The 14,018-nt window shown below is 65.9% G+C and carries 12 protein-coding genes; all 12 read right to left on the bottom strand.

Annotation, left to right across the window (positions count from 1 at the left end; genetic code table 11):
* Position 1: 1 nt before the first annotated feature.
* Positions 2 to 1,192: an O-succinylhomoserine sulfhydrylase gene (locus J3485_RS26050; RefSeq protein WP_206957190.1), complete on the bottom strand. Its 1,191-nt coding sequence runs from the start codon at positions 1,190 to 1,192 to the stop codon at positions 2 to 4.
* A gap of 259 nt (positions 1,193 to 1,451) precedes the next feature.
* A complete protein-coding gene (purF, locus tag J3485_RS26055) occupies positions 1,452 to 2,999 on the bottom strand; it encodes an amidophosphoribosyltransferase (protein ID WP_206957191.1) in 1,548 nt (515 codons plus the stop codon).
* A 60-nt stretch (positions 3,000 to 3,059) separates the two neighbouring features.
* Positions 3,060 to 3,554 carry a CvpA family protein gene (locus J3485_RS26060; RefSeq protein WP_206957192.1) on the bottom strand — a complete coding sequence of 165 codons (495 nt, stop codon included), beginning with the start codon at positions 3,552 to 3,554 and terminating at the stop codon, positions 3,060 to 3,062.
* Positions 3,555 to 3,561: 7 nt separating this feature from the next.
* The gene (locus J3485_RS26065) at positions 3,562 to 4,461 is read right to left on the bottom strand and encodes an SPOR domain-containing protein (RefSeq protein ID WP_206957193.1); all 900 of its coding nucleotides are present in this window, start codon (positions 4,459 to 4,461) and stop codon (positions 3,562 to 3,564) included.
* A 48-nt stretch (positions 4,462 to 4,509) separates the two neighbouring features.
* Positions 4,510 to 5,820: a bifunctional tetrahydrofolate synthase/dihydrofolate synthase gene (folC, locus tag J3485_RS26070; RefSeq protein ID WP_206957194.1), complete on the bottom strand. Its 1,311-nt coding sequence runs from the start codon at positions 5,818 to 5,820 to the stop codon at positions 4,510 to 4,512.
* Between the two features lie 54 nt (positions 5,821 to 5,874).
* Entirely contained in the window at positions 5,875 to 6,747 is an 873-nt protein-coding gene (accD, locus tag J3485_RS26075; protein ID WP_206957195.1) for an acetyl-CoA carboxylase, carboxyltransferase subunit beta, read from the bottom strand.
* Between the two features lie 108 nt (positions 6,748 to 6,855).
* Positions 6,856 to 7,656, bottom strand: a complete 801-nt coding sequence (gene trpA / locus J3485_RS26080; protein WP_206957196.1) for a tryptophan synthase subunit alpha — start codon at positions 7,654 to 7,656, stop codon at positions 6,856 to 6,858.
* A gap of 38 nt (positions 7,657 to 7,694) precedes the next feature.
* Positions 7,695 to 8,555 carry a DNA-methyltransferase gene (locus J3485_RS26085; protein ID WP_206957197.1) on the bottom strand — a complete coding sequence of 287 codons (861 nt, stop codon included), beginning with the start codon at positions 8,553 to 8,555 and terminating at the stop codon, positions 7,695 to 7,697.
* 12 nt (positions 8,556 to 8,567) lie between these two features.
* Positions 8,568 to 9,761, bottom strand: a complete 1,194-nt coding sequence (gene trpB / locus J3485_RS26090) for a tryptophan synthase subunit beta (RefSeq protein WP_206957198.1) — start codon at positions 9,759 to 9,761, stop codon at positions 8,568 to 8,570.
* A gap of 61 nt (positions 9,762 to 9,822) precedes the next feature.
* Entirely contained in the window at positions 9,823 to 10,530 is a 708-nt protein-coding gene (locus J3485_RS26095) for a phosphoribosylanthranilate isomerase (RefSeq protein WP_206957199.1), read from the bottom strand.
* A gap of 4 nt (positions 10,531 to 10,534) precedes the next feature.
* Positions 10,535 to 11,332 (bottom strand): tRNA pseudouridine(38-40) synthase TruA, encoded by a 798-nt coding sequence (gene truA / locus J3485_RS26100; protein WP_206957200.1) that lies wholly within the window; start codon positions 11,330 to 11,332, stop codon positions 10,535 to 10,537.
* A gap of 11 nt (positions 11,333 to 11,343) precedes the next feature.
* Positions 11,344 to 13,830, bottom strand: coding sequence for a FimV/HubP family polar landmark protein (locus J3485_RS26105; protein ID WP_206957201.1), 2,487 nt, complete (start codon positions 13,828 to 13,830; stop codon positions 11,344 to 11,346).
* Positions 13,831 to 14,018 lie beyond the last annotated feature (188 nt).

Below are 14,018 nucleotides of genomic sequence, written 5' to 3' on the forward strand. Positions count from 1 at the left end.
TCTACCCCCGCAACCCCGGCGCCAGATCATCGCAAATGTCCTGCGCATCCTCGAGCCCGATCGCCATGCGCAGCAGCGCCTCGGTAATCCCCGCGGCGGCACGTGCCTCAGGCGTAATGCGGCTGTGCGTCGTCGAAGCCGGATGCGTGATCGTCGTGCGCGTGTCGCCAAGATTCGCCGTGATCGAGCACAGCTTGGTCCCGTCGATCACACGCCATGCGTTGGCACGCTGCTCTTCCGGCGTGTCGCCCACCACGTCGAACGCGAGCACCGAGCCACCCGAACGCTGCTGGCGCCGCGCGAGCTCGTACTGCGGATGCGATTCGAGCCCCGGGTAGTACACGCGCTTGACGCCCGGCTGCGCTTCAAGCCAGCGCGCAACGTGCAAAGCACTGGCCGAATGACGCTCGGCCCGCAACGAGAGCGTCTCGAGCCCCTTCAGCAGAACCCACGCATTGAACGCCGAGAGCGTCGGCCCCGCCGTACGCACGAACGGAAACACCTTATCCATGATGAACGCGCGCGAGCCGACGAGCGCGCCGCCGAGCACACGCCCTTGGCCGTCGATGAGCTTCGTCGCCGAATGCATCACGACGTCGGCGCCAAGCTTCAACGGCTGCTGCACGGCCGGGCTGCAAAACGAGTTGTCGACGACGAACAATGCGCCGGCCGCTTTCGCGATCTTGCCGATGGCTTCGATGTCGCACAGCTCGGTCAGTGGATTGGACGGCGTCTCGACGAAGAACAGCTTCGTTTCGGGCCGCACGGCCCCGCGCCACGCGTCGAAATCGTTCGGATCGACATAGGTCGTCGCGATACCGAACCGGCCGAAGATCTGCGAGAACATGCCGAGTGTCGAGCCGAACAACGCACGCGAGCTGACGATGTGGTCGCCGGCCTGCAGCGCCGCCATCACCACCGACAAAATCGCGCTCATGCCCGATGCCGTCGCGATGCACGCCTCGCCGCCCTCGAGCGCCGCCAGACGCTCTTGAAACATCGTAACGGTGGGGTTCGTGAAGCGCGAGTACGTGTAGTACTCCTCGGAATGCTTGAATCGCTCGGCTGCTTCGGCTGCGCTCGTAAAGCAAAAGCTCGACGTGAGAAAGAGCGCTTCCGAGTGCTCGTTGTAGTCGGTCCGCAGCGTGCCCGTGCGCACCGCGAGCGTATCGAAATTCAAAGAGTCGTCCATAGTCCTGATGCCTTAGGCGTTCGACGCCGTCCCTAAGCCAGCAACCGCACAAACGGCGGCCAGCAAAAAGCCCGCTTCGCGTCGGCAAAAGCGGGCTTCGTGTGCGGGGCCGTTTCGGCGTCGGACGGCGTGGCCGCCGTCCTTCGCTTTAGCTGTTTTGGGTCGCCCCGCGTCCGCAAGCTGAATTCAAATCGACGCTGAGCGGCATAGTAGCACGCCAGCCCCGGCGCGTGCGCGCTGGAACCCAACGCGCCGTGCCTTATTCGACCGACAACTGCAGATGAAGCTGCGAGCGCGTCACCGTGCCGTCTACGACATCGCCCGCGAAATCGCGCTCCGACTGCGATTGCGGCGAAAGCCGCGCACGCTCGATCGCGTCGAGGTACTGCGAAGTGATGTCGCCGGTGATGTAGTCGCCATCGAAGCACGACGCCTCGAAGTGCGACAGCGCGGGATTGATGTCGTTCACGGCTTGCTTGAGCGCGTCGACGTCCTGATAGACGAGATGATCGGCGCCGATGATCTTGGCGACGTCTTCATCGGTACGGCCGTAGGCAACGAGCTCGCTACGCGTCGGCATATCGATGCCGTACACGTTCGGGAATTTCACGGGCGGCGCCGCCGACGCGAAGATCACGCGCTTCGCGCCCGCATCGCGCGCCATCTGCACGATCTCGTGCGAGGTCGTGCCGCGCACGATCGAATCGTCGACGATCAATACGTTTTTGTCCTTGAACTCGATCGTCATCGCATTGAGCTTCTGACGGACCGATTTCTTGCGCACCGCCTGCCCCGGCATGATGAACGTGCGGCCTACGTAGCGGTTCTTGAAGAACCCTTCGCGATATTCGACGCCGAGCTTGGCCGCCACTTGCATCGCCGCCGGGCGCGACGAATCGGGAATCGGCATGACGACGTCGATAGGCACGCCGGGCAGCACGCGCTTGATCTTCTCCGCGAGGTAATCGCCCATGCGCAAGCGCACGTTGTAGACGGAAACGCCGTCGAGCACCGAATCGGGACGCGCGAGATAAACGTATTCGAAGATGCAGGGGTTCAGGCTCGGCGTATCGGCGCACTGCTGGCTGTGCAGATGCCCTTCGTTGTCGATGAAGATCGCTTCGCCGGGCGCCACGTCGCGCACGAAATCGAAGCCGATCCCCTCGACGGCCACCGATTCCGACGCGACGATCCACTCGACGCCGTGCTCCGTTTCATGTTTGCCGATGCAAAGCGGGCGAATGCCGAACGGATCGCGGAACGCGAGCAACCCATAACCGGCGATCAGCGAAACGATCGCGTACGAACCGCGCACGCGGCGATGCACACCGGCAACGGCCTTGAACACCGTAGTGGGTTCGAGTTGCAGCCCCGAACTGGCCAATTGCATCTCGTGCGCGAGCACGTTGAGCAGCACCTCGGTATCCGAATCCGTGTTCACGTGGCGACGATCGATGCGGAACATCTCGTCTTTGAGCTGCTGCCAGTTCGTGAGATTGCCGTTATGCGCGAGGATGATGCCGAACGGCGCGTTCACGTAGAACGGTTGCGCTTCCTCTTCGCTCGACGCCGAGCCGGCCGTCGGATAGCGTACCTGGCCGATGCCCATGGTACCGGGCAAGCTGCGCATGTTACGCGTGCGGAATACGTCGCGCACCATGCCGTTGGCCTTGTGCATGTGGAATGTGCTGCCGTTCGCTGTCGCGATGCCGGCTGCGTCCTGGCCTCGATGCTGCAATAGCAGGAGGCTGTCGTAAAGCAACTGATTGACCGGGGAATGGGAGACTACGCCTACGATGCCGCACATGGCAGGGTCCTTCAAGGATACGAAAACATGGGCGCCGGCCGTGCGGCCGACACACGCGCCTCACACGCGAACGTACGCGGCAAGCGCGGGCGGAAGCAGAGGCTTCAAATCACGCACGCCCTGCTCGGCATAAGGCCGCAGCAGCGCGTTGCGCCAAAATTCTTGCTTCGGCAACTCGGTCAGACCTGCCAGCGCCACGAGCAGCAGCACGCATACCACGCCGCGCACGATGCCGAACAACAAACCGAGCGACCGATCCACACCGCCAAGACCGGTAACGACAACGAGCCGCGCGATCAAGGCGTTGACGACACTCGCGACGAGCACGACACCGACCATGATCGCTGCGAAGGCCAGCAGCCACTGCGTCAGCGCGCCGCCGGGCCAGTCGCTTGGAATATAGGGCACCAGAAGCTGCACGTAGCGGCAGGCCACAAAAAAAGCCACGACCCAGCCGATCAATCCGAATACTTCCGACAATAAGCCGCGCCACGCGCCGCGCAGGGCCGATAGGCCGATGACGGCGAGCACGGCGTAATCGAATGCTGTCAGCATCGGGCCGTCACTGTGCCGCGTTGCCCGCGTTCGCCGTCAAGCCGGCGTCGCGCACTTTCGCGATCGCGGCCGATGCGGCTGCGCGATCGACGAACGGACCGGCCCGCAGCAACGTCCGCGTCTTACCGTCGGCCTGCTGGCGATGTTCGATGTATGCGGGCACGCCCGCGGCTTTGAGCTTCGTTTCCCAAGCGCGCGCGCTTGCGTCGTCGGCAAACACACCCAATTGCACGGCAAACCGCGCGCCCGGCGGCGCAGCGGGTGTGCCGGAATCGGCGTCGGCCGAACCGGGCGCGGGAACGGGACTCGCTTTAGCCGGCGGCGACGCGCTCGTACGCGCCGCTTGCGTTGCCGTAGCGCCCGACTGCGTTTGCTTGGCCGGGGCTTGCTTCGCTTCCGCTTGCTTGGATTTGCCTTGCGCAGCGAGAGGCGCCGCGTTGGCCGGCGACTGCAGGGTGGCGGGGGCCGGTGCAGAGGCAATCCCAGCCACTGCGGTGCCCGAGCCCGCGGCAACGTTGCCCGCATCGGCTTGATCAGGCACGACACCGGTTTGCGTATCGTCGGCGTGATCGTCGTCCGCTCGCGACGGCACGGTCGCGGGACGATTCGGGATGTCGATTGCGATGTCGTCGGTCACCGGCTTCGGGTGCGAATCGAGCACCATCGGCAAGACAACGATCGCAGCCACCACGAGCGCGATCGCACCGACGAGACGCCGGCGCGCGCGCTGCTTTTCGGGCAACGTCGGATCGAGCAGCATGGCATCGGCATCGCCGGCTCGCTCGCTGCGGCGGCTGCGCCGTGCCTCGCGCACTTCGGACGACGCTCCCCCGCTACGCGTGGATCTTGTGCCGGCGCTCCGCCGGCGCGGGGCATCGTCTTTCTTGCCGAACGAGAAAAATCCCATGAATCGCTGAGTTCGAGGGGGGCGGCGCGCGCTTCTGGCGCGCGTCGATCAATGTTGCCGCGACTTACGGTAGGCCATCACGCCAGCCACCGTATAGAAACTGCCGAAAACCACGATTCTATCATCCTCTGTCGCGCGGCTCAGCGCGTCTTGAAACGCCTCGGCCGGCGAAGCGAAGCGCTGGATGCCGCCGTCGGGCCCGCTTTCCACACCGACAGCGCGCAAAGTCTTTTCCAACGCCTCGGCCGAGGCGGCGCGCCCCAGCGGCAAATCGGTCACGCACCAGTGATCGATCTCGCCTTTCAAATGCTTGACGACACCTTCGATGTCCTTGTCGCGCATCGCGCCGAACACGGCGTACGTGTAGCGGAAAAAGCCCATGCCGCCCAAATTCTGGGCAAGGACGGCCGCCGCATGCGGGTTGTGCCCCACGTCGAGCACGACCGCGGGCCTGCCCGGCAGCACCTGGAAACGCCCGGGCAGTTCGACGTTGGCAAGGCCGAGCCGTACGTCTTGTGCGGACACGGGCAGACGATCGCGCAACGCCTCGAGCGCGGCCAGCGCCGCCGTCGTATTGATGAGCTGATTGGCGCCGCGCAGTGCCGGATAGGCCAGCGCAGAGCGCCGCAACGTGGGGCCGACGTAGCTCCACTGCTGCCGCTCGCTGCCCGCTTGGCCTTCGTATCGAAAATCACGCCCGAACAACCGGAGGTCTGCACCGATCGCCTGTGCATGATCGATCAGCGTCTGCGGCGGAGCGGGATCGGCACAAATGGCCGGCCGGCCCGGACGGAAGATGCCGGCCTTCTCGTAGGCGATCTTCTCGCGCGTATCGCCGAGATACTCGGTGTGATCGATGTCGATGCTCGTTACGATCGCGCAATCGGCGTCGATGATGTTGACGGCATCGAGCCGCCCTCCGAGTCCGACCTCGAGAATCACTGCGTCGAGCCCGCGCGACGCGAACAAGTGCAGGATCGCGAGCGTCGTGAATTCGAAGTACGTCAGCGTCACCGGCTCGGGCAAGCTCGTGCGGGCCGCTTCCACCGCCTCGAAATGAGGCAGCAGTTCGTCGTCGGTCGCATTTTGGCTGTCGATGCGTGCGCGCTCATTGAACGCGAGCAAGTGCGGCGAGGTGTGGCAACCAACGTGGTAGCCCGCGGCACGCAGGATCGACTCGAGCATCGCGCACGTCGAGCCCTTGCCGTTCGTGCCGCCCACTGTGATGACAGGGCAGCCGAGTTCGAGCCCCAGCGCATCCTTTACCTTCCGGATGCGCGTGAGCCCCATGTCGATGCCGACCGGATGCGCCGACTCGAGATGCGCGAGCCAGGCGTCGAGGGAAGAAAAAGTGGTCATCCGAAACCGCGGGCCGTCCCGCATGAGAGCAGCATTTAACGTTTAGGCGACGGTTTAGGCGACGGCGTCCGCGGGCTGGCGCGTGAGCAACGCGATGAGCCGCGCCACTTCCTCGCGCAGCTTGCGACGGTCGACGATCATGTCGATCGCACCCTTTTGCACCAGAAACTCGGCGCGCTGGAAGCCTTCGGGCAGCTTCTCGCGCACGGTTTGCTCGATCACGCGCGGGCCCGCAAAGCCGATCAGCGCCTTCGGCTCGGCGATCACCACGTCGCCGAGGAACGCGAAGCTCGCGGACACCCCACCCATCGTCGGGTCCGTCAGCACGGAGATGAACGGCAGCTTCGCGTCGGAGAGCTTCGTCAGCATGGCCGTCGTCTTCGCCATCTGCATCAGCGAAAGCAGGCTCTCCTGCATCCGCGCGCCGCCCGAAGCGGTGAAGCAAATGAACGGCACTTGCTGTTCGAGCGCATTTTGCGCGCCACGCGCGAAGCGCTCACCGACGACCGAGCCCATCGATCCGCCCATGAACGCGAATTCGAAGCAGGCGACGACGACGGGCAGCGTATGGATCGCACCGCCCATGACCACCATCGCATCGGTTTCGCCGGTTTCGTCCATCGCGTCCTTCAAGCGCTCGGGATACTTCCGGCTGTCCTTGAATTTGAGCGCGTCGACAGGGACGATTTCCTGTCCGATCTCGTAGCGGCCTTCGGCGTCGAGCAGCGCATCCAAACGAGCGCGCGCACCGATGCGCATGTGATGGCTGCATTTCGGACAAACATGCAGATTCGCCTCGACGTCGTTGCGATAAAGCACGGCCTCGCACGACGGACACTTGACCCAAAGCCCCTCGGGAATGCCCTTGCGGCTTTTCGGGTCGGTCTGTTTGATCTTGGGCGGCAGCAGTTTGTCGAGCCAGCTCATCGTTGTTCCTTCAAATGGTGTTGTTTCTTGCGCACGCCGCGCGCAGGCCGCTCGTCATCCAACGCCGGCCCGAAGGCCGGCGCGTGGAGCGTCGAACAGCGTCCCGCGTCAGGCGCCGTCGAGCGCCTGGCGAATCTCGGCGACGAAGCGCGTCAGCGCCGTGGCGGCCGTCTGCGGCGGCTCCTCTTCGAGCAATTGCACCAGACGGCTGCCGATCACGACGGCATCGGCCACCTCGCCCACTGCGCGTGCCGTCGAGGCGTCCCGGATCCCGAATCCGACCCCGATAGGCAACTGCACTTGCGACTTGATGGCCGGGATTTTACTCGCGATGTTGGAAACGTCCAGATTTGCGGCGCCCGTCACCCCTTTGAGCGACACGTAGTAGATGTAGCCGCTCGCCGCTTTGCCAACCGCCGCAATGCGCTCGTCGGTTGAGGTAGGCGCGAGCAGGAAGATCGGATCGATGCCCACCGCGCGCAAGCGCTGAGCGAACTCCGACGATTCCTCGGGCGGGTAATCGACCGTCAGCACACCGTCGACGCCCGCTTCGGCAGCCGCGGCGGCAAAGGCATCGACGCCCATGCGCTCGATCGGATTGGCGTAGCCCATCAGTACGACCGGCGTCTTCGCATCCTGCTCGCGGAACCGCTTCACGTCGGCGATCACGTGCTTCAACGTCACGCCGTGCGCGAGCGCGCGCTCCGACGAGCGCTGGACCACGGGGCCGTCGGCCATCGGGTCCGAGAACGGCACGCCGAGCTCGATGACGTCGGCGCCGCCGGCCACGAGCGCATGCATGAATTCGACCGTGCGCGCCGGGTCCGGGTAGCCGGCCGTGATGAACGGAATCAACCCTTTCTTGTTTCGTGCGGCCAGCGCCGCGAATGTTTGTTCGATACGGGACATGGTGTCTTCTCTACCGATAAGTGCGTTGCGCCGTGCCCTTACGAGGCGACGGCGGGCGCGTCGAGCGGTGCGCCGCTGATGGCGGCCACGCGCTCGCGCGCGATCGCGCAGTAATTTTCATTGATCTCATAACCGACGAACCCGCGCCCATGCCGCGCGCAAGCCGCCGCAGTCGTGCCACTCCCCATGAATGGGTCGAGGACACGGCCGCCGGGCGGGCAGCTCGACAACACCATTCGCTCGACGATTTCCAGCGGCTTTTGCGTCGGGTGATCGACGCGCTCGGCATGCTGGCGATGCAGCCGCGACACCGACCACACATCCTTCGGGTTGTAGCCGACCTCGAGCCACTTGCTGCCCTCGAACAGCTTGCGCGAACGCGCCTTCTTCGTCGCCGCGTCGTACGGGATTCGAACGGGATCGAGATCGAAGTAATAATCCTTCGATACCGCGAAAAACCCGATGTTGTCGTGTACGGACGTGAAGCGGCGCGTCGTCCCGCCCATGCTGGGCACGCGACGGTCCCAGATGATCTCGTTGACCATCGTGAGCTTCGTCTTCAGGAACGAGAATATCTCCGGCGCGTACTGCCAGGTGCAGAAGACGTAGAGCGAACCGCTTGCCTTCAGCTTAGGGATGGCCAGATCGAGCCAACACCGCGTCCAGACGAGAAAATCTTCGCCCGAGCGCATGTCGGAATCGTTGCCGTAGTCCTTGCCGAGCCCATAAGGCGGATCGGCGACGATCAGGTCGACCGAGCCGTCGGGCACCGTTTGCGCATCTTCCAGAAAATCGCGGTTGCGCAAATCGATGGGCAGGCGCGGCGCACTCGTGCTGCCGAGCGCGCCGCCGGCGGCCGCGGCCTGCGGTGCGTCGAATTCGTCGATGAGATCACGCATTGCCGATCGGGCTCAGAGCGCAAGGCCCGAGCGTTCGGCGACTGTGTGCATATCCTTGTCGCCGCGGCCCGAAAGGTTGACGAGCAAATGCGTGTCGCGCGGCAGCGTCGGCGCGATCTTGGCCGCATACGCAAGCGCGTGACTCGATTCGAGCGCGGGGATGATGCCCTCGATCCGGCAGCAGTCGTGGAACGCCTTGAGCGCTTCGTCGTCGGTGATGCCGACGTATTGCGCACGGCCGCTGTCCTTCAGCCACGCGTGCTCGGGGCCGACGCCGGGATAGTCGAGGCCCGCCGAAATCGAATGCGTCTCGATGATCTGGCCGTTTTCGTCCTGCAGCAGGTAGGTGCGATTGCCGTGCAGCACGCCGGGGCTGCCGCCGATCAGCGAAGCGGCGTGGTGCCCCGTTTCGATCCCCTCGCCCGCCGCCTCGACGCCGACCAGCTTGACGGCCGTATCGTCGATGTACGGATAGAAGATGCCCATCGCATTGGACCCCCCGCCGACGCAGGCGATCACCATGTCAGGCTGCCGGCCCGTGAGTTCAGGCATCTGCACGCGGCATTCGTCGCCGATCACGCGTTGAAAATCGCGGACCATCATCGGATACGGATGCGGGCCCGCAACGGTGCCGATGATGTAGAACGTGCTTTCGACGTTCGTCACCCAGTCGCGCATCGCTTCGTTCAACGCGTCCTTGAGCGTGCGCGAACCCGATTCGACGGGTATGACCGTGGCGCCGAGCAGCTTCATTCGATAGACGTTGGCGGCCTGCCGGCGCACGTCCTCGGCACCCATGTAGACGACGCACTCCATGCCGAAGCGCGCCGCGATCGTGGCGGTGGCCACGCCGTGCTGGCCGGCGCCCGTCTCGGCGATCACGCGCGGCTTGCCCATGCGCTTGGCGAGCAACGCTTGGCCGATGACGTTGTTGACCTTGTGCGCGCCCGTGTGATTGAGATCCTCGCGCTTGAGGAACAGTTGCGCGCCGCCGAGCAGCTCGCTCCAGCGTCGGGCGTGATAGACCGGCGACGGACGGCCGACGAAATACTTCAGCTCGTGCTGATACTCGGCGATGAAATCGGGATCTTGGCTGTACTTCTCGTAGGCGAGGCGCAACTCGTCCAGGGCATGAACGAGCGTTTCGGCGACGAACGTGCCGCCGTATGGGCCGAAGTGGCCCCGTTGATCAGGAAGGTTGTACATGGTCAGAACTCTTCGCAGCGGCGGCGAGGCGCCTATTGGCAAGCCCGCCGCCTTGGCTTTGTCACCCGGCGTCCGCCTCGCGCACCGCGCGCACGAACGCCGCCATTCGGGCGGGATCTTTCACGCCCTTGGCGCCCGCTACTTCGATGCCGCTCGAGACATCGACCGCGTAGGGGCGCACGCGCCGAATGGCGTCACCGACGTTTTGCGCGTTCAACCCACCACTCAAAACGGCCCGACGCGCGAGCTCTGCTGGAATAAGTGACCAATCGAATATCTTCCCGCCGCCGCCATAGCCTTCCACGAGCGTGTCGAAGAGCAAGCCGCCGGCTGTCGAATAGTTAAGGGCCGATTCTACCAAATCGGCAGGCCGCATATCCGCCCCGATGCGCAAGGCACGCAGCCACGGCAGCCCCGCGACGCTCGCAAGCTGCTCGCACTGCGCGGGCGTTTCATCGCCGTGGAACTGCAGCATCGTCAACGCCACATTGCTCGTCACTTCGCCGACCCACGCCGCGGTCGGATTCACGAAGAGGCCGACGACGGAGACGAACGGCGGTAGCCCGCCGGCGAGATCGATGGCTTCGGCAACGCCGACCGAACGCGGGCTCGGCGGATAAAAAACGAGGCCGATCGCATCGGCGCCAAGTTCGACGGCCAGCTCGACGTCCGCGCGGCGCGACAAGCCGCAAAGCTTGATGCGCGTACGCCGGGAAATCGGGCCGATGGCTTGCGAGATGGCTTGAGAAACGGGGACAGCGTGGGTCATGGGCTCACTCGCTCCAAATGCCGCTCCAAGGCACACTGCCGAGGGGCGCGGGCGGCACCGCATAGGCCTCGGGGTAGCCGACATGGGCCAGGTAAAGGCCCTCCGGCATGAAGGTTGGCGCGGCGCAATCGCGATCGCGGCTTGCCAGTACGTCTGCCATCCACGACACGGGATGGCGCCCTCGGCCCACGGCCACGAGGCAGCCCATCAGGTTGCGCACCATATGATGCAGAAACGCGTTCGCCCGAAAGCGAAAATGGATCAAATCGTCGGCCTGCCGGATGTCGATTCGATAGAGATGCTTGATCGGCGTTTTCGCCTGGCACTCGGACGAACGAAACGCCGAAAAGTCGTGCTCGCCGATCAAGCATTGCGCCGCGGCGCGCATGGCATCGAGATCGAGCGGCGTGTGAATCCACCCGGCGCGGCCGGTCAACATCGGCGAGCGCACGGCGTTGACATAGAGCACGTAGTAATAGGTGCGCTCGAAGGCGGCAAAGCGGGCGTGGAAATCGTCGGGCATCTGCTTGGCCCACGTCACGGCCACGCTCGGCGGCAAGAATGCGTTCGTGCCGCGCACCCACGAAAAATCCTGGCGATCGAGGTCCGTGTCGAAATGAACGACCTGCCCGAGCCCATGCACGCCCGTGTCCGTGCGCCCCGCCACGACCGTATGCAACGGCTTGCAGGCGAAATCGGCCAGCGCCCGTTCGAGCGCGTCTTGCACGGTCTTGCCATGCGGTTGCGACTGCCAGCCGCAAAACGCCGTGCCGTCGTACTGAATGCCGAGAGCGATGCGCATGTCAGCGGGCGTCAGGAAAGCGGCGCGAGCGTCGCGAGAAGCGCGTGCGCGTCGTCGTGCGTCGCCGCGTCGCTCGACTCGATCACTTCGTGAATCAGCGTGCGAGCGCCACCCAGATCGCCGAGCGCAATGTACTCCGTCGCCAGATCGAGCTTGTTGCGGGCAATCCGTGCAAGCTGCTCGGGGGTGAATTGCGGCTGCGGCGCGGCGTCGGCGTGCTCGCCCCCGCGCTCGCTCGCGGCCGCGCCCGGCAAATCGAGGTCGAACGAGAGATCGAGGCGGCCGACCGGCGCAGCGCCCAGTCCAGACACCCCGGGGTAGACGGCGGGCATCGCGCTCGCCCGCGCTTGAAAATCAACGCGCTCGCTCGGCTCGGCATGCTCAATGGGGGCGTCCGTCGGCGCGACATGCGCGGCCCCATCGATGCTCGCAGCCGAACCGGCCGCCGGTTCGGCCGCTTCGTGCTCCGGCTCGCCCGCTCGCTCTGTAGGGTAGGCGCCGCCTTCAACCGCCGGGCCGATGCGCGGCGGCAAACCCAGATCGAGATCACCCAGCGCTGCGATCGCCTCCGGAGGCAGCGTCGCCTCGCTCCCCGGCACGCCGGTGGCTTCGGCTGCGGGCGTGGCCTCGAATACAGCCGTTTCGTGCGATCCCGGCCGGCCCGGGTGCGCTGTTTGGGGTTCCTCCTCCACCGCCGGGGCGTGCGGGGCAACCGTCTCAGGCGGCACGAGCTCGATCGAAGGCGCGGCTTCGACAGCCGGCGACGCTGCGCGCGCGGCGGTTTCGGTCGATGCGCCGTCGTCCAGCGCCGCCGCCGCGGGACTCGTCTCGGAGGACGGCTCGGCGGGCGTACCGGGTTCGTCGGCCCCGGTCAAAGCATCCTCCTCGCCTTCGCCGGCTTCGAGCGCGAACAGAGGATTGTCCGGGTCGAGTTGACGTCCGATCGACGCGACGTGAATCCAATTCGGGCCGCGTCCGCCCGAAAGGCGGTAGATGCGCTGGGCGATTTCGTCGAAGCCTCGCACGTTCTTGCGTTCGGCGTAATGCCCGGCGAGCCCCATCAGCGCGCGTTTGCTCGACGGGGCGCGCGCGAGGATCGCCAAGAATTCGGCCTCGACCGGGTCATCCGCCGTCGCGGCGGGGGCAAGCGACGTCTGAGCGGCGTCCGCGCCCTGCGCGGGCGAAGCGGCACCCGTCGCGGAGCCGTTGGTCAAACCGCCAACCGGCGGCACAGGGCGACGGCGACGGCTGATGCCGAGCGCGCCGAGCAACACGAGCAGTGCCGCCACGATGGCGGCGGCAATGGCGGCGACAGCCGGAATATCGTTGCGCGCCAGGCTGAAGCCATAGCCGCCGATGCCGATGAAACGTCGATTGGCGGCGGCTCCGGCACGCGAGCGCCCCGGAGCGGACGCGGCGGCCACGCCCGACGCCGGCGGCGGCGCCGAGAAACCGGAAGCGGCGACCGGCGGCGCACTGCCCGATGCCGCGGGATGCCCCATCGAAGGGGCTCCGACGCCATGCTGCTGCAGCTCCATCAACACGCGATTCTTGAGTGCAAGTAATTGCTGGAGACTTGTGACCTTTGGATGCGAGGCCGCAACGGCCGGCGTTGCCACGGACGATGTCGTAACGGTGGGCCTCGGCGCACTCGTCACGACGGCCGTGGATGCGGACGCCGCTGCCCCCGCGCTCGCTGCGGTTCCACCGGATGCGACCGTCGGCGACGAAGCGTTCACGCTCCCCGACGCCGCGACGCCGGCTGACGCCCCGACAGCGCCAGCCGGGGTCTGGGTCGCCCCGCTCGCCGGCGCCGCAGTTGCCGGTGCCGATTGAATGGCACCGGCCCAAGCATGCCCGCCGCTCGCACCGCTCGGCGCACTCGGCTGCGGGCGAGGCGCGGCCGCCGGCGCAGTCTTCGGGGCAACCGCGACGGCTGCCGCAGCCGCCTTGGCTGCAGCTGACGCACCCGCGACTGCGCTGGCCGGTGCGGGCAAGGCCGTCGCGCCGGGTGCGGGTGCCGGCTGCGTCGCGGGCGCGCCGCTCGCCTTCGCGCCAACGGCGGCGCCTTGTGATGCCGCAGCGCCGACAGGATTCGCATTTGGCGCGCTGGCGGAGGCCGCCGGCGCCGGCGCGGCCTTGACGACCGCCCCCGTCGCATCGAGCGCGGGAACGTCCAGCACGACGCCGAGCTTCAATAGGCTCGGATCGCCGCGCATGAATGCCGACGGATTGGCATCGAAGATCGATTTCGCGGCCCGAGCCAGCACCGCCTTGTCGTGCGACTGAGTGGCAGCCGCGGCAATATCGGCAAGCGACTGCCCGGGCTTGACGGTGTACTGCATCGCGGCCGAAGCGGCGGGCATGCTCTGGGCGACGGGCGCCAAGGCGGCTGCCCCCGCGGTGGCGGGCGACGCGGCCCCGGCGGGCGATGCGCAAGCGAGCCAAGCGCAGGCGACCGCGAGGGGGACGACGCAGCGCGTCGAACGTGTTGTCATGGAGGTGTCACGCGCGTTCAAGCGCGCCTCGAAATGGCGTTTGGGGGAGACCAAAATTCGCTGCGGCACAAGAAAAAAGGCGTCGCGGTAAAGCGACGCCCTTCATGGGTTCCTATGCGTCGTAACCGCGTAGTTTACGTGAGGAACCTGGGCAAAACCACTGCGCGACGCAGCGCATCGAATCGAGC

The organism is Trinickia acidisoli (assembly GCF_017315725.1).
GTDB classification, from domain to species: Bacteria; Pseudomonadota; Gammaproteobacteria; order Burkholderiales; family Burkholderiaceae; genus Trinickia; species Trinickia acidisoli.

Bases quoted from the DNA above. Each gene is read 5' to 3' on its own strand.
- J3485_RS26050 (WP_206957190.1), bottom strand. From the start codon at position 1,192: ATGGACGACTCTTTGAATTTCGATACGCTCGCGGTGCGCACGGGCACG.
- purF (WP_206957191.1), bottom strand. From the start codon at position 2,999: ATGTGCGGCATCGTAGGCGTAGTCTCCCATTCCCCGGTCAATCAGTTG.
- J3485_RS26060 (WP_206957192.1), bottom strand. From the start codon at position 3,554: ATGCTGACAGCATTCGATTACGCCGTGCTCGCCGTCATCGGCCTATCG.
- J3485_RS26065 (WP_206957193.1), bottom strand. From the start codon at position 4,461: ATGGGATTTTTCTCGTTCGGCAAGAAAGACGATGCCCCGCGCCGGCGG.
- folC (WP_206957194.1), bottom strand. From the start codon at position 5,820: ATGACCACTTTTTCTTCCCTCGACGCCTGGCTCGCGCATCTCGAGTCG.
- accD (WP_206957195.1), bottom strand. From the start codon at position 6,747: ATGAGCTGGCTCGACAAACTGCTGCCGCCCAAGATCAAACAGACCGAC.
- trpA (WP_206957196.1), bottom strand. From the start codon at position 7,656: ATGTCCCGTATCGAACAAACATTCGCGGCGCTGGCCGCACGAAACAAG.
- J3485_RS26085 (WP_206957197.1), bottom strand. From the start codon at position 8,555: ATGCGTGATCTCATCGACGAATTCGACGCACCGCAGGCCGCGGCCGCC.
- trpB (WP_206957198.1), bottom strand. From the start codon at position 9,761: ATGTACAACCTTCCTGATCAACGGGGCCACTTCGGCCCATACGGCGGC.
- J3485_RS26095 (WP_206957199.1), bottom strand. From the start codon at position 10,530: ATGACCCACGCTGTCCCCGTTTCTCAAGCCATCTCGCAAGCCATCGGC.
- truA (WP_206957200.1), bottom strand. From the start codon at position 11,332: ATGCGCATCGCTCTCGGCATTCAGTACGACGGCACGGCGTTTTGCGGC.
- J3485_RS26105 (WP_206957201.1), bottom strand. From the start codon at position 13,830: ATGACAACACGTTCGACGCGCTGCGTCGTCCCCCTCGCGGTCGCCTGC.